This window comes from Butyricimonas muris (assembly GCF_046365375.1).
GTDB classification, from domain to species: domain Bacteria; phylum Bacteroidota; class Bacteroidia; order Bacteroidales; family Marinifilaceae; genus Butyricimonas; species Butyricimonas muris.
This window is the reverse complement of record NZ_JBKEIT010000016.1, coordinates 43791-65870: the sequence shown is the minus strand read 5'-3', so window position 1 is coordinate 65870 and position 22080 is coordinate 43791. Positions and strand designations below refer to the sequence as shown.

The 22080-nt window shown below is 42.3% G+C and carries 12 protein-coding genes; all 12 read left to right on the top strand.

Annotation, left to right across the window (positions count from 1 at the left end; genetic code table 11):
- The first annotated feature begins 76 nt into the window (after positions 1-76).
- The 12 genes from ACK8P8_RS21085 to ACK8P8_RS21030 all read left to right on the top strand — a co-directional run bounded on the left by ACK8P8_RS21085 (position 77) and on the right by ACK8P8_RS21030 (position 22068).
- A complete protein-coding gene (locus tag ACK8P8_RS21085; protein ID WP_410026293.1) occupies positions 77-3448 on the top strand; it encodes a SusC/RagA family TonB-linked outer membrane protein in 3372 nt (1123 codons plus the stop codon).
- Positions 3449-3460: 12 nt separating this feature from the next.
- The gene (locus tag ACK8P8_RS21080) at positions 3461-4999 is read left to right on the top strand and encodes a RagB/SusD family nutrient uptake outer membrane protein (protein ID WP_227215319.1); all 1539 of its coding nucleotides are present in this window, start codon (positions 3461-3463) and stop codon (positions 4997-4999) included.
- 18 nt (positions 5000-5017) lie between these two features.
- A complete protein-coding gene (locus ACK8P8_RS21075; RefSeq protein WP_176554893.1) occupies positions 5018-5758 on the top strand; it encodes a DUF4843 domain-containing protein in 741 nt (246 codons plus the stop codon).
- A gap of 18 nt (positions 5759-5776) precedes the next feature.
- Positions 5777-7384: a PKD-like family lipoprotein gene (locus ACK8P8_RS21070; protein ID WP_410026292.1), complete on the top strand. Its 1608-nt coding sequence runs from the start codon at positions 5777-5779 to the stop codon at positions 7382-7384.
- Between the two features lie 160 nt (positions 7385-7544).
- On the top strand, positions 7545-8477 hold the full coding sequence (locus ACK8P8_RS21065; protein WP_099290340.1) for an ABC transporter ATP-binding protein: 933 nt from the start codon (positions 7545-7547) through the stop codon (positions 8475-8477).
- A gap of 16 nt (positions 8478-8493) precedes the next feature.
- On the top strand, positions 8494-10794 hold the full coding sequence (locus tag ACK8P8_RS21060; protein ID WP_410026291.1) for a Gldg family protein: 2301 nt from the start codon (positions 8494-8496) through the stop codon (positions 10792-10794).
- Position 10795: 1 nt separating this feature from the next.
- Positions 10796-13099: a Gldg family protein gene (locus ACK8P8_RS21055; RefSeq protein WP_410026290.1), complete on the top strand. Its 2304-nt coding sequence runs from the start codon at positions 10796-10798 to the stop codon at positions 13097-13099.
- A 39-nt stretch (positions 13100-13138) separates the two neighbouring features.
- Positions 13139-14059, top strand: coding sequence for an ABC transporter ATP-binding protein (locus tag ACK8P8_RS21050; RefSeq protein WP_099290343.1), 921 nt, complete (start codon positions 13139-13141; stop codon positions 14057-14059).
- Positions 14060-14077: 18 nt separating this feature from the next.
- On the top strand, positions 14078-16372 hold the full coding sequence (locus tag ACK8P8_RS21045) for a Gldg family protein (protein WP_099290344.1): 2295 nt from the start codon (positions 14078-14080) through the stop codon (positions 16370-16372).
- Between the two features lie 179 nt (positions 16373-16551).
- The gene (locus ACK8P8_RS21040) at positions 16552-17109 is read left to right on the top strand and encodes an RNA polymerase sigma factor (RefSeq protein WP_099290345.1); all 558 of its coding nucleotides are present in this window, start codon (positions 16552-16554) and stop codon (positions 17107-17109) included.
- A 91-nt stretch (positions 17110-17200) separates the two neighbouring features.
- Positions 17201-18376 (top strand): FecR family protein, encoded by a 1176-nt coding sequence (locus tag ACK8P8_RS21035; RefSeq protein WP_410026289.1) that lies wholly within the window; start codon positions 17201-17203, stop codon positions 18374-18376.
- A 188-nt stretch (positions 18377-18564) separates the two neighbouring features.
- Positions 18565-22068, top strand: a complete 3504-nt coding sequence (locus tag ACK8P8_RS21030; protein ID WP_410026307.1) for a SusC/RagA family TonB-linked outer membrane protein — start codon at positions 18565-18567, stop codon at positions 22066-22068.
- Positions 22069-22080 lie beyond the last annotated feature (12 nt).

The window sequence follows — 22080 nt, the reverse complement described above, 5'->3', positions numbered from 1 at the left end:
AATATGCGACTATCCTTCGCTAGTTGATAAGCCTCTTGCCGGAGGCATAACTTAAACTTAAATCAATTTCAAAAGTATGAAAAAAAAACGTAGGTGTACTCATTTATGGGTGACAAAAGTGAAAAATTTGTTGCTTGGTGTGCAAGTAGCAGTTTGCTTATTCCTATCAGGAGGTCGAGTTGCACAAGCAATGACGGATGAGCCGTTGATTAATCTTTCGATGAAAGATGTGTCGGTAAAGGATGTCATTTGGGCAATCGAGAAGCAGTCGAAGCTGGTGTTCGTGTATAACACGAGAGATTTGGATCAAGCGGGTAAAATTGATGTAGAAATCAAGGACAAAACGGTGCGAGAGGCTCTTGATATTTGTTTGAAAGGCACGGGACTGGAGTATGAAATACAACAGAATACAGTGATCGTTAAACGTAAACAGGAGAAAGCCCCGGAGATAGAGAAGCTTGTGGTCAAAGGAAAGGTGGTTGACCGGGATAGCGTTCCTTTGCCGGGGGTAACAATTGTTTTGAAAGGAACTGCTTTGGGCGTTGTTTCTGATAAGGATGGAAAATTTAACTTTGAGATCCCGAAGATGGAACATCCGGTACTTGTTTTTTCGTTTGTCGGGATGCAGATACAGGAACATCAATATACGGGTAAGTCGGAGATTCGGATCGTGATGGTCGAGGATGTAAAAAGTATGGAAGAGGTAGTGGTGACCGGAATCTTTACCCGGAAAGCAGAAAGTTTTACCGGGGCGGCAAAAACATTCCGAAAAGATGAGTTGAAACGGGTAGGGAATACCAATATATTTCAAAGTTTGAAAAACTTGGACCCCTCTCTTAAAATTCTGGACAATAGAACAATGGGGTCCGACCCGAATACTTTGCCGGATATGAGGTTGCGAGGAACTTCATCTTTTCCGGCAGAAGGGAGTGATATTAATCTGAAAGGGAATTATCAGTCGCAGCCCAATCAGCCTTTGTTTATTTTGGATGGTTTTGAAACAACAGTGGAAACCGTGTTTGATTTGGATATGAACCGTGTCGAGAGTATTACGATATTGAAAGATGCTGCTTCTAAAGCAATTTACGGTTCAAAAGCCGCTAATGGAGTGGTGGTTATTGAAACGGTAGGGCTCGGAGTGGAAGGTGTGCGGGTAACTTACACGGGGAATCTGGATTTGGAAATGCCCGATCTGACCAGTTATAATTTGTGTAATGCGGCAGAGAAACTGGAAGCCGAGAGACTTGAGGGGAGTGTATATCAGGATTCGTATAACGGGATGAGCAAGTATTACGAACGATTGAAGCTCGTTAAGGACGGTTTGGACGAGTATTGGCTGTCTAAGCCTTTGCGTGTTGGGGTTGGACAGAAACATGCGCTTACGTTCGAAATGGGGAATAAGGAGATGAAAACGCTTTTTAACGTGGCGTATAGTAACGTGGAAGGTGTCATGAAAGAATCCTATCGTAATACTTTTTCGGGAACGGCACAAATATCTTATCGTAAATCGAATTTTTTGTTTCGGGATATAGCCACAATTACCCGAAATAAAACACAGGATTCTCCTTACGGTACTTTCAGTGAATACGCGAAGGCTAATCCTTATTCCCCGGCATATGATGAAAAGGGTAAACCGATGGAATATTATGCCCGGGGTACTTATTCGGAAAAGTCTCCTTTGTATAATGCTAACACGAATACTAAAGATCAGACTTCTTATTTGAATTTCACGAATAATTTCTATATCGAGTGGACAATTATTGAAGGGCTTAAAGCGACGGGACGTGTGAGTTTTACGACAAAACGGAGTGATGCTGACGAGTATTATCCTTATAATCATACCAGTCAAAGCAATTACAGTCGGGACGTGTATTACAAAAGAGGTGCTTATACTCTGAACACGGGGAAAAGTAACTCGGTATCAAGTGATATTTACTTGAATTTTTCTAGAACATGGGGAAAACATACTTTGTTTGCCAATGTGGGATGGAATATTTCGGAGAATGAATATATGGAAATTGTAAATGAGGCTCAGGGATACAAGACTGACAGTATGGATGAGTATATCTTCGGAATGATGTATAAAGAAGACGGTAAACCTTCCGGCAGCAGTTCTAAAAACAGGAATGTCGGGGTGTTGGGAGTATTTGCCTATACTTATGACGATCGATTTTTATTGGATGCTACTTTGCGTGGAAGTGCGGCGTCTGTGTTTGGGACTGATAATCCTTGGGCTACATTCTGGAGTGTCGGATTAGGCTGGAACTTGCATAACGAGAAGTTTATTCGGGATTGGGGTTTTTTGGAGCAATTTAAAGTAAGAGGTTCTATCGGTTACACGGGTAACCAGAATTTTCAATCCAATAAAGCGGTGGCAACTTATAAATATTATATGAAGGAAAATTACAATTATTATTGGAGTGGTGCTTATTTGAGTAATATGGAGAATCCGGCACTTCAATGGGAGTTGAAAAAAGATTATAACGTGGGGCTTGATTTGAGAATAAAGGGTGTTACGCTGACTTTTGATTGGTATACTTCCAACACGGAAAATCTTGTGTCACAGATCACGATACCTGCCTCAACCGGATTTACTTCTGTCAGCGAGAACCTTGGGCTGGTGCAGAACCGGGGTGTGGAGGTTTCGTTAGGGGTAAATATATTCAATCGTAGGAATTTCTTTTTGAACGTGAATGGTAATATAACAACGAATAATAATAAATTGAAGAAATTGTCAGATGCGATGAATACTTTCAACGAGAATCAGAGGGCTTTGGCTGCAAAGGAGAATAGAGTTACACCGGTGGTGATGTATTATGACGGGATGCACATGAACACGATTTGGGCTGTACCTTCTTTAGGTATTGATCCGTCTGACGGTTACGAAATTTATTTGAACCGGGACGGACAGATGACAAAGCAATGGAAAGCTGAAGATATGGTTGCCGCCGGAGTTTCGGATTCTAAATATAACGGTAATTTTGGTTTGAATGGCGAGTATAAAGGGATTGGTTTGAGTGTCGTGTTCACTTTTCTCGGAGGTGGAGAACTTTACAATCAAACGCTGGTAGATAGAGTTGAAAATGTCAATATTACTTATAATGTGGATAAACGGGTTTTATCGGGGAGATGGAAACAACGGGGAGATCAAACACAATTCCGGAGGATTAAGAATTTAGGTGATACATATATCATGGGAAATATGCAGGAATCGGATTATACGCGGGCAACGACTCGTTTTGTGCAGAAGGATAACGAGTTGAATTTGTCAGCCTTGAGCGTGTATTATGATTTTCCGCGTGCATGGATGAAGCATATCGGATTCGAGAGAGTGAGATTACAAGCAAACATGAATGATGTTTACAAGTGGTCGTCTATCAAGATCGAACGGGGAACATCCTATCCGTTTGCTCGGACGTTGAGTTTTTCTTTAACAGCAACTTTTTAACGGGTAACCTTTATGAAAACGAGATTATTAATTTTATTGACAGTGTTCAGCCTTGTCTTTATTTCTTGCGAGGACTGGTTGAAAGTAGATTCCTCAACAGAAGTATCACAGGATGATATATTTTCTTCGGATGAAGGTTTCCATGCGGCATTAACAGGGGTGTATATCGGAATGACTTCGACGGATTTGTACGGTATGCATTTAAGCTGGCATATGTTGGATTATTTAGCACATTATTATTGTATGATTTCGGGAAGTAATGATATATATCTGCATAGTCACCAATACAAGAATGCCAGGGTGTACCCGTACGTTAAGAATGCGTGGAACGGTTTGTATAATTTGATAGCGAATTGTAATAATATTTTAGCCAAATTAGAAGAGCATAAATCAGAGTTAGACCCGGTTAATTACCAGTTGGTAAAAGGTGAAGCCTTGACACTGAGAGCCTTCTTCCACTTCGATTTGATGCGGATGTTCGGGTACGGCAATTTGAGAAATCGGGATGTGTCCTCTAAGAAGGCAATCCCGTATGTGACTACGTTTAGTAAAAATGTTACGCCTCAATTGTCTTATGCCGAAACGTTTAAGTTGCTCAAAAATGATTTGTTGGAAGCTATTGAGTTACTTTATGGGGAAGATGGGAAAAATTGTTACCGGATTACAGGGGATGATGATTTTTTTGATAACGGTCCGAATGGGGATGACTACGGTTTCTTTAGTTATTTTAGTTACCAAAACTCTCCTCGGGTGGATTATTATGTGGCAAAAGCTCTTTTAGCTCGTGTTTATATGTGGGAAGGAACAGATGAGGGATATGCCAAAGCTGTGGAGATTGCTGAAGAGTGGTTCCTGACAGAGGACGATTCGGGACAGGATGCTTGGGATTGGGTTTCCCGTTCTCGGGTGACGAATTCAAATGTGCTTTATCGGGACAGAACGTTTTCACAGGAACATATTTGGCATCTTGCCGTGAGAAAGCTGAATGATATTATGGGTAAATGGTTGGATGCATCTAACCCGAATGCGACATATGAACGAGTGTTTTTAACTGAGAATGTAGCATTTACTATTTTTGAAGTGGGGCAAGGGAATGATGTTGGCGTGGATGATTATCGTTATTCTTATTTATTGCAACCCCAGGGAAGCGGTTTGAATAATTACGCTACGTTGAAGCTGGATCAATGTGACGGAGAAACGCAGTACGGGGAAATAATACCTCTGATTAGCACTCCGGAAATGTATTATATATGTGCTGAGGTATATGCAGAACAAGGCAACTTGAAAAAAGCTATTGGTTATTTAAATACGGTACGGCAGGCTCGGGGAATTACGCAGGATCTGGATGAAAATTTGGGTTATCTGGAGGTGAAAGATGAAATACTGAAAGAGTACCGAAAAGAATTCGTGAGTTTGGGACAGCTTTTCTATTTCTATAAACGTTGGGGCATGGAGAATATTGTTGGGTATGCTGGTTCGATGGGAGATGCCGAGTATATTTTGCCCTATCCGGATGAAGAAGTGATATCGGGAAATAGAGTACAGTTTTAACATTAAAAACGTATGGTTATGAGATATTCGATAAAACAATATTTAGCCTTATTCGTTATTGCGTGCATAGGAATCTATGGATGCTCCGATAGTGACATTATGTATTACGAGGGAGGGAATGCATTGCATTTTATGAAACTTCGGCAAGGATTGTCGTTCATGACAAATATGGAAGCCGAGAAAGATACGATGTTTATTAAAGTGTTGCTTGTGGGGGATCCTGTGGAGGTCGAACGGGAGTTTGCCGTGGAGGTAGTTAATGATTCTAACACGACGGCTACATCAGATCAGTATCGTATCGTGAAAGCGACGGTGCCGGCAAATGATACCATTGGGATTCTCGCTTTGGAAGTGCGTAATCCGGAATTTCTGAATATTGAAGAGTCTACTTTGATGTTGAAATTGGCTGTGAAAGATAACGAGTATTTTAAAGCTGGGGGATGGTTGAATTATGTCACGATCCAATTGACATGGACCACAGATTTAGTACAACCTGAAACATGGAATGCGATGCGTTTTTTCTTTACATCGAAATACTCTTCGAATGTTTATCGGGCGATTATAGCGTCTACGGGTTTGACGGAATTCTGGTATTACGATCCGGATCCGGAAACAGGTTACAGGTTAGATCAATACGAAGGATGGGTATATGGGAAAAAATTTGCCGATTGGGTTCGGGAATATAATAGAACTCATGATGACGTGTATCGGCATGATGATGGTGCATATAAAGGTGAGGAAATTATACCTATATATTAATCTAAAAAATAGATGGATATGAAAAGATATTTATTATATATGCTGTTGACTCTTTGGAATGTGAGTTTCTTTACAGCGTGCTTTGATGATAAAAGTACGGATGCAGATCATCCGATTCCGGATATTGTGATAGATACTACTGGAATACCGGAAACATTAAAAGTCGTGCAAAATGGTCGTTTGAGTATTCCACCGAAAGTTACACGGGATAATGGGGATAATTCAGATTTGTCATATAAATGGATGTTGAACACTATCGCGGATGATAATCCGAATTCGGGTGCAAAATCTCATTATATATGTATAGGGGAGAAGCAAGCACTGGATACTACCATATTTTTGCCTCCTAACGAAACGTCTTATTTTTTGTGGTACCAAGTTACGGATAATAAAACACAGTATCGGCGGGATATATTGTGGAATGTACTCGTGCAATCTGCTTATAACGAGGGAATATTAATTGTGGAAACGAAAGACGGGAGAAATACAGATTTCTCTTTGATCGAGGGAAAACAATTTACCGAGGGGTGGACTGTAGCGGATAGAATCAGCTATGGTTTATACAGTTCCGTAAACGGTAGTGCTATGGAAGGTTTGGTTAAACAAGTGTGCCATTCGTATAATTCAAATTCTCAAGTGAAATCAAAACGGTTTTATTGTATCGGGGATGATTTTTATACTTTGGTGGATGGTTTGGAATATGAACTTGTGGGACGGAATTTTGAAGTGATTTATGATAATACGCTCACGATGAAACCGGAGCAGGTATTTTATAGTGGTTCTAATGTGGTTTGGGTAAATGATGGAAATATTTATCCTTTTTCGGTTAGTTTGGCTCGAGATTATCCGAATATTCAGATTCCGATGAAGTACGCAGTGCAAGAAGGGGAGGTGCAAGTGACGAAAACTTCCAAGGTGGATAAATGTGTGGCATTTACACACCAATCTACTAATTCCAGTTCGGCTTGGGGTGTGTGGTATGATAAAGAGGGAGGGCGTTTCTTGTGTCAAAAGAGTGCTCCTTATGTAAAAAGTAATATAGAGACTTTAATATCTGATGCAGAAAGACCTTTTGATCCGAATAATGTACCGGGATTGGAAACCGTGTATGCTGCCATTGGAATGGATGATAATTTCTTTATGGTGATGAGAAATACGACCACTGGTGCTTATCAGATTTACGTGATTGAGCGAACTACTTCCAAGGCAAAATATCTCTATGATATTCCGGGAAAGGAGATGGATGATGCTGTGGGCTATGTGGTGAGTGAAGATGGAAACGTGTTATATTTTGCCACATCAACACAGATTTACGCTATTGTGTTGGGTGGAGTGTCACCCAAAGTAAATCCGCTTCACGCGATAACTTCCGGGCAAATTACTCATTTTTCAATGTTCCGGCAGGCATGGTACTTGATGAATCCTCAATTATATGTTTCCGGAGTCGGGTATAAGACGCCGATTAATACGCACGAGCATTTGTTGTTGGTGGGTGTGTGGGACGGTAACGAAGGGACTCTTTATTCGATTCCGATCGTGAGTCCTAGTGGTGGAACGATAGATGTGAATGGTATTAAACCTTATACTGGGTTTGGAAAAATTTTAACGGTCGTTTCTCAACAGTAGAATTTGTAGTGTGTTTGATTTAGAATGAATTCCCGTCGGTGTTGACGGAAGGTGTTTTTGGGACTTTCCCGAAAGACCGGCGGGGTTCTTTATTTATACTCGTATCGGTTTTGATCGATATGATATGGATGTATTGTGTTTGTGAATTACTAAAAAAATTATGGAAAAAGCAATTGTAAAAGTAGAACATTTATCCCATCGCTATAGTGCGCAGTGGGCAATTCGGGACATTAATTTCGAAATTAATCAAAAGGGTGTAGTCGGGCTGTTAGGCTCTAACGGTGCAGGAAAATCGACCACGATGAATATTATTTGTGGCGTGTTGAATCAGACGGAAGGAGAGGTGTATATTAACGGAATCAGCTTGAGTGAACATCCGGTAGAGGCGAAACAAAATATTGGTTTCTTGCCGCAAAAGCCGCCTTTGTACGGGGATCTGAATGTTGATGAATATTTGACTTATTGTGCTAATTTGAGGTTAATGGACGAAAAGCAGGTAAAGACAGCCGTGGAAGAAGCGAAACGAAGATGCGGGATCGCTCATTTTAGTCATCGTTTGATACGTAATTTATCCGGAGGGTATCAGCAACGCGTGGGAATAGCACAGGCTATCGTGCATAATCCTGCCTTTGTTGTGTTGGATGAACCCACGAATGGGTTGGACCCGAATCAGATTGTCGAGATCCGTGAGTTGGTTAAAGAGATAGCGAAAGACCGTTCTGTTTTATTGTCCACGCATATTCTTTCTGAAGTACAGGCGACTTGTGATTATATCCGCATGATTGAGAACGGGCAAGTCGTGTTCAGCGGAACAATAGATGAATTTGATAATTATATCGAACCCGATACGTTTGTGGCAGAGTTTGAAAATAAGCCTATTGCGGAAGAATTAGCTAGAGTGCGGGGAATAATTCAGGTAATTCCATTGACAGAGAGCAGATTCCGGTTTCGCTTTGAAGGGGGGCGTGATGTGATGCAGCGGGTAATTGAAACAAGCGTGGCTAATGGATGGGGATTGAGTGAGATTACCTTGGAGAAGATTTCTTTAGACGAGATTTTTGCCCAGCTTTCCGGAAAAAGAGAAAATAAATAATTTAGAAAGGAAGCGTATGAAAGTAATATTTAAAATAGCCAAGTCGGAATTGAGTATGTTGTTTTATTCTCCAGTGGCTTGGTTGATTCTGGTGATTTTTACTTTTCAGGCCAGTATGGCTTTTTCCAATTTGTTTAGTGATCTGGTGGTAGAGCAGGCTATCGGGAATCGCCTTTGGGATGTGACGGAAAAAGTGTTTTCCAGTTATCGTGGGCTTTTGTCCCAAGTGCAACAATACTTGTATCTTTATATTCCTTTGTTGACGATGGGGTTGATGAGTAAGGAACGTAATAACGGGTCTATTAAACTTTTGTTTTCTTCCCCGATCACGAACACCCAGATTATACTCGGGAAGTATTTTGCCATGATGATTTATGCCTTGGTATTGATTGCAATTTTATTCGTGTACGCCATTTTCGGGATGTGTACGATAAAGGATATGGATGTGCCTTACGTTTTATCCGGTTTATTTGGGCTTTATTTGTTGACTTGTGCTTATGCTGCTATCGGGCTTTTTATGTCGAATCTGACTTCTTATCAGGTTGTGGCGGCAATGTGTACATTAGGGTTATTAGCCGTGTTGAATTTTATCGGAGGGGTAGGACAGGATATTCCTTTCTTGCGGGATGTAACGTATTGGTTGTCTATCCGGGGACGTTCCAATGAATTGATCGGTGGTTTGATTTGTAGTGAAGACGTGCTGTACTTTATTATAGTAGTGGTTCTTTTCTTGATGCTTTCTATATTGAAATTGATGGGGGAGCGGAAAAAGACTTCCCGGAAGATTGCCATCAGCCGTTATGTCGGGGTGGTTGTGTTTGCCATGTTTTTAGGATATTTATCTTCACTTCCGGCATTGATGGGCTTTTATGATGCGACGGTTACAAAACAGAGAACGTTGACGCCTAATAGTCAGGATGTGATGAGGCAATTGAAAGGGGGATTGAAAATAACGACTTATGTCAATTTGCTGGAACCCAATTATGCAACAGGGTTGCCGCAGAATATAAACAAAGATAAACGGCTTTTCCGACAATATCTTCGTTTTAAACCTGAGATGAAGATGAAGTATGTTTATTATTACGATAAAACGGAAAATGAATCTCTGGATCAACGTTATCCTTTATTGAATGACCGGGAAAGAGCCCAAGAGATCGCGAGTGGGTTGGAGTTGAATTTTAAAATGTTTCTATCCCCGGAAGAAATAAAGAAACAGATTGATTTGTCCGAAGAGAGGAATCGTTTTGTTCGTCTTATAGAACATGAAAACGGGCAGAAATCTTTTTTACGGATATTTGACGATATGTCTCGCCAACCGAATGAGAAGGAGATAACTGCCGCCATGAAACGTATGGTGGTTCCGGCGATGCAGGTGGCATTTCTCAGCGGTCACGGGGAAAGGGATATCGACCGGAAAGGCGACCGGGGGTATTATGTGATTTCACAGGATATTACTTATCGGGAAGCGTTGATAAATAATGGTTTTGATAGTTATAAATTATTTTTGAATGACGGGCAGAAGATACCGGAGAACACGGGTATTCTGATTATTGCAGATGTGAGGCAACCCTTCGAGCAAGAGGAGTTAGATGAGATCCAGCGTTATATCGATAGGGGGGGGAATTTGATTATAGCCGGGGAGCCTGATAAACAGGAAATAATGAATCCTTTATTAGCTTCTTTGGGAGTACGGTTCATGCCGGGGCGGTTGGTACAGGAGAGCGAGGATTTCACTCAGAATCTGGTTTTCGGGAAAATTACTCGGGAAGCGGCGGATATATATTCTCGGTTTCGTTGGATGTTGCGCTGGAATTACCGGGTGCCGATGCCTGATGTCGTAGGTTTGGAATACTCTACGGATGCTGGTTTTGACGTGATGCCGATATTGGAAACGGATTCAACCGGGTGTTGGAATGAGTTGGAAACGACTGATTTCACGGAAGGTAAAGCGGTTCTCCATACAGAAGCGGGAGAGAAGGAGCAAACGTATGCTTTGGCTCTTGCGTTGAGCCGGAAAGTAGGAGAAAAGGAACAACGGATATTCGTTATGGGAGATGCAGATTGCTTTAGTAACGGAGAATTTTTCATGAAGCGGAGAGGTGTGAACACGGAAAATCAAATTTTACCGAATTATGTGTTCTTTTGGTTATCCGGTGGAGAATATCCGATAGATACAACTCGTCCCAATTCTCCGGATACGAAAATTTATATGGGATTGGAGGGAATCACTTGGATGAATATCGGACTCATGGGATTGTTCCCGCTTGCGTTGGCAGTTTGTGGTATTGTAATATGGGCAAAAAGAAGGAGAAAATAATATGAAAACAATCTATAAAATAGCGAAGAACGAGCTGAGTATGCTGTTCTGTTCGCCGATAGCTTGGTTGATACTTGTGATCTTTATTTTTCAAGTCGGCATGGAGTATGCGGATGTGTTGACCTCGGACTTACAGGCTAAGGCTACCGGGTATAGTTTGATGGATGAAACAGCCAGTGTATTTTCTGGTATATGGGGGTTGTATTCTAGGGTACAAGGCTATCTTTACTTGTATATTCCTTTACTGACGATGGGTATTATGAGCCGTGAATTTAGCACGGGGTCAATAAAATTGTTGTTTTCTTCGCCTATCACGAATAAACAGATTGTATTGGGAAAGTTTTATGCCTTGATGGTTTATGCTTTATTTTTGATCGGGGGATTGATATTAACGGCACTTTTCAGTTGTATTATTATAAAATCGATTGATTTTCCGTTGGTATTATCCGGGTTGTTAGGATTGTATTTGTTGACTTGTGCCTATATTGCCATTGGGCTTTTCATGTCGAGCTTGACATCTTATCAGGTTGTTGCGGCGATGGGAACGCTTGCCGTGCTCGCTGTGTTGAATTTTATAGGTGGGGTAGGACAGGATATTGCATTGGTGCGGGATATTACCTATTGGTTGTCTATTTCCGGACGTTCAAGGGAAATGATTAACGGTTTGATATGTAGTGAGGATGTTTTATATTTTCTGATCGTGATCGTGTTGTTTATCATGTTGACAATTCTACGATTGCGTTTTGACCGGAAAAAAGGTTCTCACGCCATGCGTGTCGGATGGTATACATTGGTGGTCGGTGGTGCTATGTTACTGGGATACGTGAGTTCTCGTCCGGCTTGTATGACATACTATGATACAACGGCGATGAAGTCGCAGACTTTGACCCCGAATAGTCAAGCGGTTATGGAGAAAATGAAAGGGGGATTAACGATCACGACTTACGTGAATTTGTTAGATGATAATTATTGGAATGCTTTGCCCCGTTCCGTGAATGACGATTTCAAGCGATTTAAGCAATACGTGCGGTTTAAGCCGGAGATAGAGATGAAATACGTTTATTATTACGATAAGACGGATAATCCGACTTTAGATAAACGTTTTCCGGGATTAAGCGATAAGGAACGGGCACAGGAGATTGCCAAAGGAATTAGAATGAAGTTTGATAGATTATTATCACCGGAAGAGGTACGGAAACAGGTGGATTTGTCTTCAGAAGAAAACCGTTTCGTGAGGTTGATAGAAAGAGAGAACGGGCAAAAGACTTTCTTGCGGATTTTTAATGATATGTCAAAACATCCTTCCGAAAGCGAGATTACTGCCGCCTTAAAAAGGTTAGTTGAAGTTTCTCCCAAGGTTGCTTTTTTGATTGGTCATGGCGAACGGGATATTTACCGGGGGGGAGATGCCGATTATTCTACTTTCACGAAAAATCCGGCATTCCGTCATGCGTTGATCAATCAAGGGTTTGACACGGAATCTCTTTCTTTAGCAGATGGCAGAACGATACCCGAGAAGATCAGTATATTGGTTATAGCTGATCCACGGGAAAAATTGACCGAATGGGAAAAGAGCGAAATTAACCGTTATATTGCTTCTGGACGGCATTTGTTAATTGCGGCTAAACCGGGTAGACAAGCGATACTGAATGAAATAACGGAATCGTTTGGTGTTCATTTTACGGACGGCATTTTGGTTCATCCCAGTGAAGATTTTGCACCGGATTTAATACAGGGACGTTTTACTCTTGATGCAGAGAGTTTTTCCGGTAATTTAGCTTATTTGAGCCGGAATAATTATAAAATTACCGCTCCGGGGACGGCGGGGATTGTTTGTCGTCTGCCAGAAGGTTTCGGAATGCTTCCTTTGGTTGCAACTGATAGTGTCGGGAGTTGGAATGAAAAAGAAACAACCGATTTCGTGAATGAGGTTCTTGAATTCAATCCGGAAAAGGGAGATGAGGAATGGAATGGACAACCCATTGTGTTAGCCATGGGGCGCCATATCAGAGGAAAGGAACAGAAAATCATGATATTGGGGAATGCGGATTGTTTGAGTAATGGGGAACTGGTAAGATCAAGAAAAGACGTGAAGTCTGCTAATTTTAATTTGATTCTTGAAACGTTCCGGTGGTTCACGAACGGGGAGTACCCTGTTAATACGAACCGTTCTTACGGAGCGGACAATGATCTTCGCATGGAATACAAGGATTTGATCTGGGTAAAGGTCGGTTTTATGGGAGTATTGCCTTTGTTGCTGGTAGCGGCGGGGATTGTCGTTTGGCTCAGACGTCGGGAAAAATAAAGAAGTATAAGGGATGTATCATATAAATCATGTAAATTTATGAAAGAACCAATCGTGAAAGTCGAGAATCTATCTCATCGCTACAGTATTCAGTGGGCTATACGAGATATAAATTTTGAGATAAATCACCACGGGGTATATGGTTTGCTTGGGTCAAACGGGGCGGGTAAATCAACCACCATGAATATCATGTGTGGTGTGTTGAAACAGACTAGCGGAAATGTTTTCATCAAAGGTATCGATTTGCGGAAAGATCCCGTGAAAGCTAAAATGCACGTGGGATTCCTTCCGCAACAACCGCCTTTGCACACCGATCTAACCGTGGAAGAATATCTGGTGCATTGTGCTTTCTTGCGTCGTCTGTCGGGAAAAGAGGTTGATCATGCCGTGCGGGAGGTCATGGGGAAATGTGGAATCTCCCACTTTAGACGTCGTTTGGTGCGTAACCTTTCCGGGGGATATCAGCAACGTCTTGGAATAGCTCAGGCAATCATTCATAATCCGGATTTTGTCGTGTTGGATGAGCCTACGAATGGGTTGGACCCGAACCAGATTGTGGAGATCCGTCACTTGGTGAAGGAGATTGCGCAAGATCGAACTGTGGTACTGTCGACACATATCTTGCCGGAAGTGCAGGCGACCTGCGATTATATTCAGATGATCGAGGAGGGGCAGATGGTATTTAGCGGAACGGTTGACGATTTTGATAACTATATTACTCCGAATTCTTTGATTGTGTCTTTGGTTGCTCCTCCGGTTTTGGATGAATTGAAGAATATTCCGGGTATTTGTGGGGCGGAAGAGTTAGGAGGACATCGTTTCCGGCTTCAGTTTATTGATGCGCAGGATATTACTGAACGAGTCGTAGAAACCAGTATGGCAAGAGGATGGCGATTGACGGAGATCAATATCGAACGTAGTTCTTTGAATGCCATATTTGCCGAGTTATCCAAAAAGTAGAACTTATAAGAAAAAAATATGAAGATGATATATAGGATTGCCCGGACGGAGATGCAAACTTTGTTTTATTCGCCCGTGGCGTGGTTGATTATTGTGATTTTCACGTTTCAAGTGGGAATGTATTTTTCCGATATATTCGGGGGAATGGTTCGGAATCAGGAATTAGGATATACATTGCGGAGTGTAACGTTGAACGTGTTCTCCGGTCGGTTCGGGCTGTTCACGGAAGTGCAGCAATATCTCTATTTCTATATTCCTTTGTTGACCATGGGGTTGATGAGCCGGGAGTTGGGGAGTGGTTCCATTAAATTACTGTATTCTTCTCCGGTGACGAATATACAAATCATTTTGGGTAAGTTTTTGTCCATGATGTTTTATGGTTTGATATTGATGTTCGTCCTGTTTATTTTTGGTATTTATGGCGTTTTCACGATTAAGATGATAGATTTCCCGGTAGTTCTATCCGGTTTATTGGGATTATATTTGTTGACGTGTGCTTATGCTGCTATCGGGCTTTTTATGTCGAGTTTAACTTCTTATCAAGTCGTTGCGGCAATGGGGACGTTAGCGGTATTAGCTGTGTTGAATTTTGTCGGGGGAATGTGGCAGGAGATGGAGTTCGTGCGTGATATTACTTATTGGCTGTCTATTAACGGTCGTGCGGCGGAATTTATCAATGGGTTGATTTGTAGTGAAGATGTTCTTTACTTTTTAATTGTAATCGCTCTTTTTCTCTCGTTGGCTGTATTGAGATTGAAATCCATTCGTCAAAAAAGTTCTGCAGTTATTTCTTTCGGGAAATATATGGGGGTAATTTGTCTTGCCATGTTTTTTGGGTATTTGAGTTCTCGTCCGAACTTGATGGGATTTTATGATACGACCCGTACTAAGGTGAGAACATTGACGCCTAACAGTCAGGAGATCGTGAATAAAATGGAAGGTGGGTTGACGATCACGACTTATACCAATTTGTTGGATGAGTATTACACGGTTGCTTTACCTCGTTATGTGAATCAAGATCTGGATCGTTTCAAGCAATACCGGAGATTTAAGCCTGAAATTAGAATGAAATACGTGTATTATTACGATAAGGCGAATAACCCGCAATTGGACAGGCGCTTCCCGGAACTGAACGATCGGGAACGGATGGTAAAGACGGCTAATTCATGGGATCTGGATACGAATATGTTTTTAACGCCGGAGCAGATTCGGGAACAAATAGATTTGAGTCCCGAGGGGAATCGGTTCGTGCGTCAGTTGAAGCGGGATAACGGGCAGCAAACTTTCTTGCGGATATTTGATGATATGTATCGCCATCCTTTCGAGAGTGAAATCACGGCTGCTTTCAAGCGGCTAGTGATGCAGCTTCCGGTTGTCGGGTTCATTAAGGGACACGGGGAACGGGATTGTGTTCGGGAAGGTGACAGGGATTATAATCGTTTTGCCCAAGATAAACCGTTCCGGTATTCACTGATTAATCAAGGCTTTGATTTTGAGGAAATAACTCTTGATAAAGATATTCCGGAACATTTGGCGATATTGGTGCTTGCCGATGTAAGGACTCCTTTCTCTGGGGAAGAAATGCAGCGACTGAACCGGTATATCGAGAAAGGTGGTAATATTTTGATTGCAGGGGAACCCCGCAGGCAGGAAATCATGAATCCGATTATCCGGTCACTAGGGGTGCAATTTATGCCGGGACGATTGGTTCACCCGAGTGAAAATTTCCAAGCTGATTTTATTATCGCCAGACCGACTTCCGAGGCGGGAGAGTTGTCTTATATTTTTAAAGATATGATCGATCGGGAAAGAGTGTTGACAATGCCCGGTTGCACGGGCTTGGAATACATGGAGGACAAAGGGTTTCATGTAACACCGCTTTTTGCCAGCGATACCGTGGGGTGTTGGAATGAAGTGGAAACAACGGATTTTGTTGATGACACGGTACGGCTTAATCCTGCTGTTGGAGAAGTGGAACGGACGTACGTCACAGCTTTGGCTCTTTCCCGGAAAGTGGGAGATAAAGAGCAAAAGATTGTCATTCTAGGCGATGCGGATTGTATCAGTAACGGGGAGATCAGTATCAGTCGTAAAAACGTCAGGGCGGCAAATTACTCGTTGGTCAGCGGGTCATTCTTCTGGATGTCCGACGAAGAAGTGCCTATTGATGTCCGGCGCCCGACGGCTCCCGATAATGCTGTGAATATCGGGGATACGGGAATGTATATTTCTAAGATTGGTTTCATGGGATGTTTACCGGTAGCCTTGGCGATCTGGGCTATTTTTATCTGGGTGAGAAGGCGGGGACGCTAGAGTAAACAGAAGCGAAATATTATTGTAGTGTGTTATTAAGTCTAGTGTTGCGTATAGACTTGCTTCTTGATAAGAATCGTATAAATATAAATTATTTATGCGATTCTTTTTTTGCTTATTATCACTTGATGATTTTTTCTATCTTTGTAAGCATATTAGTATTTTATAAAAGGAATATTATGGAGAAATCCTTGAGAGCATTGCAGAATGGTGACGAGAAAGCCTTTCGATTGCTATTCGATGAATTCTATACTGCACTTTGTTTGTTTGCCGAACGTTATCTTGGAGAACGGGAGGCAGCAGCTGATGTGGTACAGGAAGCTTTTGTAAAATACTGGGACCGTCACGCTGATTTTGACAATTACTATAAAATAAAGTCGTTCCTTTACGTGGTCGTTCGTCATGCTTGTTTAAATCAACTTCGAGATAGGCTCGAGAGAGTTGAGATAGAAGAGGGGATGGCTATTGAATCGGATGAATTTTTTCAAGAGCAAATGATGGAGGAAGAGGCGTATAGAGTATTTTATCGTTCTATAGAGGAATTGCCCCCGCAAATGCGGAGTGTCATTCATTATGCTCTGGAAGGATTGAAGAATTCTGAGATTGCTGAAAAAATGGGCGTATCCGGTCATGCCGTTCACGCGTATAAAAAGGAAGCGTATAAAAAACTGAAGGAGAGCATGAAAGGGCATTACTACTTGTTGGAAACCATTTTCTTTATTCTCCTGAATAGTTAATAAATAATAAAATTTCAAAGACCGACATACCCTATATCTTGTTTCTTGTGTTGTAAAGAAAAAGAGTGGGATAAAAATCTTTACACGAGAAATGGATAAAATTTATTTTGATATCGCGATTTTAGTTGGGAAGTATCTGGCAGGAAATTTGACAGAGGAGGAACACGTGCGTTTGAATGATTGGCTGGTTGCTTCCGAGCGGCATAGGAAATGGTTCAGGAAAGTGACTTCAGAGGCTTACAAGCGGGAGAAAGGAAAAGTTTCCCGTGCTATAGACATAGATGCCGGGTGGAAAGGTTTACAAGCGAAACGTTTTTCCGGGCGGCGTAGGATGCGATGGGTTCGTTTGGGGAAATATGCCGCTGTATTGTTACTCCCTCTGCTTGTGATTGGGGTGATGTACTTGCAGCTGCACGAGAGTGGTTCCGGAATGGAGAGCGTGGAAACAATAGCGTCTGGGACTCGCAAAGCTTATTTGATAATGGGCGACGGTACTTCCGTGTCCGTGGAGAATCAGCAGCAACGCCTGTTGGAAGAGAAAGACGGAACTAAAATTAATTTGCAGAAAGAGCATATCACGTATGAAAACGCGATTGATAATAAAAAGAGTGCTCTAATCTATAATGAATTGGTTATCCCGCGGGGAGGGGAGTTTTCATTGACACTGTCTGACGGTACCGTCGTTTATTTAAATGCGGAGTCAAAACTTCGTTTCCCCGTGCAATTTGATGGTAATAATCGAATCGTGGAACTCGAGGGAGAAGGGTACTTTCAAGTAGTTCATGACGAGAATGCCCCGTTTGTCGTGAAAACTGCCGGGATGAATATACAGGTATTAGGAACGGAATTTAATGTTTCCGCTTATACTGAAGATACTGTAATTCAAACTACTCTAGTGAGTGGTTCTGTGCGGGTTTCCTCGAATGATAGTGATAAAACAGTCGTGCTGAAACCGGGAGAACAAGTTGAATGTAGTCGTCAGGGAAATGGTTTACAAGTGAGAGATGTCGACGTGAGTAGCGTGATTGCATGGAAAGACGGGCGGCTTCGTTTTGAAGAAAAACCTTTGTGCGAGGTGATGAAGAGCGTGGCTCGTTGGTATGATGTGGAGGTCGTGTATTTGGATGAAGAGGTAAAATGGTATCCTTTCGGGTGTAATTTTAATCGTCATTCTACCATAGAGCCTTTGCTGAAAGTGTTTGAAGCCACGGGAACGGTGGAAACCCGTGTCGAGGGACGAAAGATATTCATAAAGAAACAAAAATAAAACGGAAGGTGGTGGCACACCTTCCGCTCACGGCACTTCATGTTGAAGTACTGTAATTTAAATAATAAACGTTCAAAGCTATGAAAAAAAATCATTGGTTTCCCTATCCTTGGGGAATAAAAATGAAGTATGTGTTACTATTTTGTCGAGTAACCTTATTTCTATGTTTGTTTTGTCCCGGATTGATAATGGCACAAGAGCAGAAAAGTGTTATTAATCTCTCCATGAAGGATGCGACTTTAAAAGAGGTCATCTGGAATATCGAGAAGCAATCCGGTTTCGTGTTCGCTTACAATGCCAATGATTTGGCAAGAGTGGGCAAAGTGAGTGTGGACATTAAAGAAAAAACTGTACCGGAAGCATTGGATATTTGTTTGAAAGGTACGGGACTGTCTTATGTCGTGCAAGAAAACATCATCGTGATTAAGCAAAAGGAAACGAAGGATGCCAAGATTGAAAAAGTTACGGTTCGAGGAAAGGTCGTGGATAAGGACGGTGCGCCTCTACCCGGGGTGACTATTTTAATCAAGGGTACTACCGTGGGTGTTTCCACGAACGGGGACGGACAATACGCTATAAGTGTCGCGAAACAGGATAGCCTTGTCTTTGTGTTCTCGTTTATCGGGCTGAAGACCAAAGAAGTCAAGTGGAACGGACAGGAAACATTGAATGTGGTGTTGGAGGAAGATTCCCATGTTATGGATGAGGTGGTGGTATCGACGGGGTACAATACTGTCAACCGCAGGGATATGGTCGGTTCCTACACGAGCGTGAAAGCCGCTGATGTTATGATGCCGGCGTATAACTCGATAGACCAGATGTTGCAGGGACAGGTCGCCGGTATGGTGGTGATGAACACGAGTTCTCGGGTGGGAACAACCCCGAAAATCAAATTGAGGGGAACAACGACTATTTTTGGAAACCAAGCCCCGTTATGGGTGGTAGACGGTATTGTACAGAATGACCCTTTGGAGTTGGAAACCGCGGACGTTATGACTCAAGACCTGAAAGACATTGTGGGCAGTCAGATTTCTTGGTTGAACCCGATGGATATAGAAACGATTACCGTGCTGAAAGATGCTTCAGCTACGGCTGTTTACGGTTCAAAGGCTTCTAACGGGGTAATCGTGATTACCACGAAGAAGGGAAAAGCAGGCAGGTTGACCGTGAACTACACGGGCAACATGACTATTAACACCCGCCCTAATTACGGGATGTTCAATTACATGAACTCCAAGGAGCGGGTGCAGTTCTCGCAAGACGTGTATAATGCCGGAGTGTATTACATGGAAGAACCGATAACTCAGCCGTATACTTACGAGGGAGCCATGAAAATGTATTTGGCGGGCGATTTAAGTTATGATGAATTCATGAAAAGAAAGACTTTTTTGTCAACGGTGAATACGGATTGGTTCGATTTGTTAACCCGTTCGGCTGTCAGTCATAGTCATAACGTGAGTTTGGCAGGAGGTACTGAGGCGGTAACTTACAATGTTTCTTTAGGGTATAACAACACGTTGGGACAGGAAATCGGAAACTCCAACGAGAGAATGACGGGTCGGGTAGCGGTGAATATACGTTTACACGAGAAAGTGCGTTTGGATGCCAGCCTAAATGCAACTTCCAGTACAACAAAGGCTTTTGGCGAGGAAGTGAATCCGATGTCGTATGCCACGACAACGAGTCGTTCCATCCCGGCTTATGACGAAGAGGGGAATCCGGTATATTATCAAAAACGGGCAACTTATCTATACAATAGAAGTGTACAGAGTTTGAGTTACAATTTTATCAATGAACGGGATAATAGCGGCTCTACCAACAAAAATTTGCATGTATCTGCCGCCCTTAACTTCAGGTGGAATATATTGGATTGGTTGAGTTATGAATTTACCGGGGGATATACGGCCTCGAACACGAACGGGGAAACTTATAACACGGAGAGAACGTTCCGTGTGGCTTGGAGGTATCGCGGGTATGATTATGGAGCGGCGGAACCGAACAGTTCATTATTTAAAGCGGCACTTTTACCTTTCGGGGGTGTGTTGTTTACCACGGATGCCACGCAACGTGCTTATAATATCCAGAACAAAGTGTTAATATCCAAATCCTTTAACGAGGACCATCGTCTGAATGCCATGCTGGCAATGGAACTTCGTTCCTCTGCTGTTACCAACAATGCTAATAAAGTATGGGGATATATGCCCGACCGGGGAGAAACTCTGGTAAAACCCACGCCGCCGGATGAATTGCGTCCCTTGAGTAGTGCCGTTTCCGGTTGGGGAATATTGGATGAGATTTTCGGGAGCGGGACAGGATGGACGCGCACCAAGAATACGGATAATTACCTTTCTTTCTTCGCGACAGTGGCTTACTCGTTGAAAAATCGTTACGTGTTTAATTTCTCGATGCGAAATGATGAGTCCAATCGTTTCGGGCAGGACGTGAACAATCGGTTTGACCCGACATATTCTTTCGGCTTGTCTTGGAGAGTGATGGATGAGCCGTGGTTAGCGGGAATAAAGAATTGGTTGAACAACTTTAACGTTCGTGCCACCTATGGAATACAGGGAAACGCGATGACTAAATTGGGACCGGATTTGACATTAAGACAATATGGCATTCTTTCGGTTTATAACCAGCATTACTCGAAAATCTCCGGTTTGCCGAACCCGAATCTTTCTTGGGAAAAAACAAAGTCTTGGGATTGGGGTGTGGATATGACCTTGCTTAATATATTTGATGTTGTGGTTGATTATTATAGAAGAAATTCGAACGTTATTGTCACCCAAGATTTGCCTTCCGAATACGGAATGTCGGATATGAAAATGAACGGGGGAAAAATAACGAACGAAGGAGTTGAGTTCACGGTTAGCTTTACCCCGGTAAGGACTAAAGATTGGGCTTTAAGTATCGCGTTGAACTCTTCTAAAAACTGGAATAAAACAGGAAAAGAAGAATACGAAGCCACAAGAGATGAGTTACTTGCCGGGAATAGCGAGAAAATCTTGAAAAAAGGCTATCCGGTGGGAGGTTTTTGGTCTTATTCTTTTGCCGGGTTAAGCAGTGAGGATGGTCGCCCCTTGTTTAATTATTTTGATGTGCCGGAAGCTGAAAGAAATTCCGGGGTAGACCCGACTACTTACTTGGTGTATTCCGGTACGAAAGAACCGAATTTCACCGGGGGATTGAATTTCAGTTTACGTTGGAAGACGTTGACACTTTCATCCGGTTTCTCCCTGTTGTTAGGATGCAAAAAACGTTTGCCTTCTCCATACGCCAATATACCTAATGGAGCGAAAATCCCGGATTCGGATGTGAATTTGAGTAAGGATTTAACCAAACGTTGGAAGAAACCGGGAGATGAAAACTATACGAAAATACCCGGATTGGTAACGACGCTGAGTAGTAATGTTGTTTTACCGAATGGTTCGGAGGAACAGTGGATGAGAGTGTGGGAACAATCTGATGCTTTGGTGGCGGATGCTTCATTCTTGCGTTGCAGACAATTGTCATTGTCTTGGCGGATTGGTGAAGATTGGTGCAGACGGATGGGATTGAAGACGCTTTCCTTGAACGCCACGGTTTCAAATTTATTTGTTATAGCAAGCAAACGCTTTAACGGTTTTGACCCGGAATTGGGGGATAGTGTGCATCCGAAGAATTATTCCGTGGGAATTAATATTGGATTTTAAAAATGTAGGATG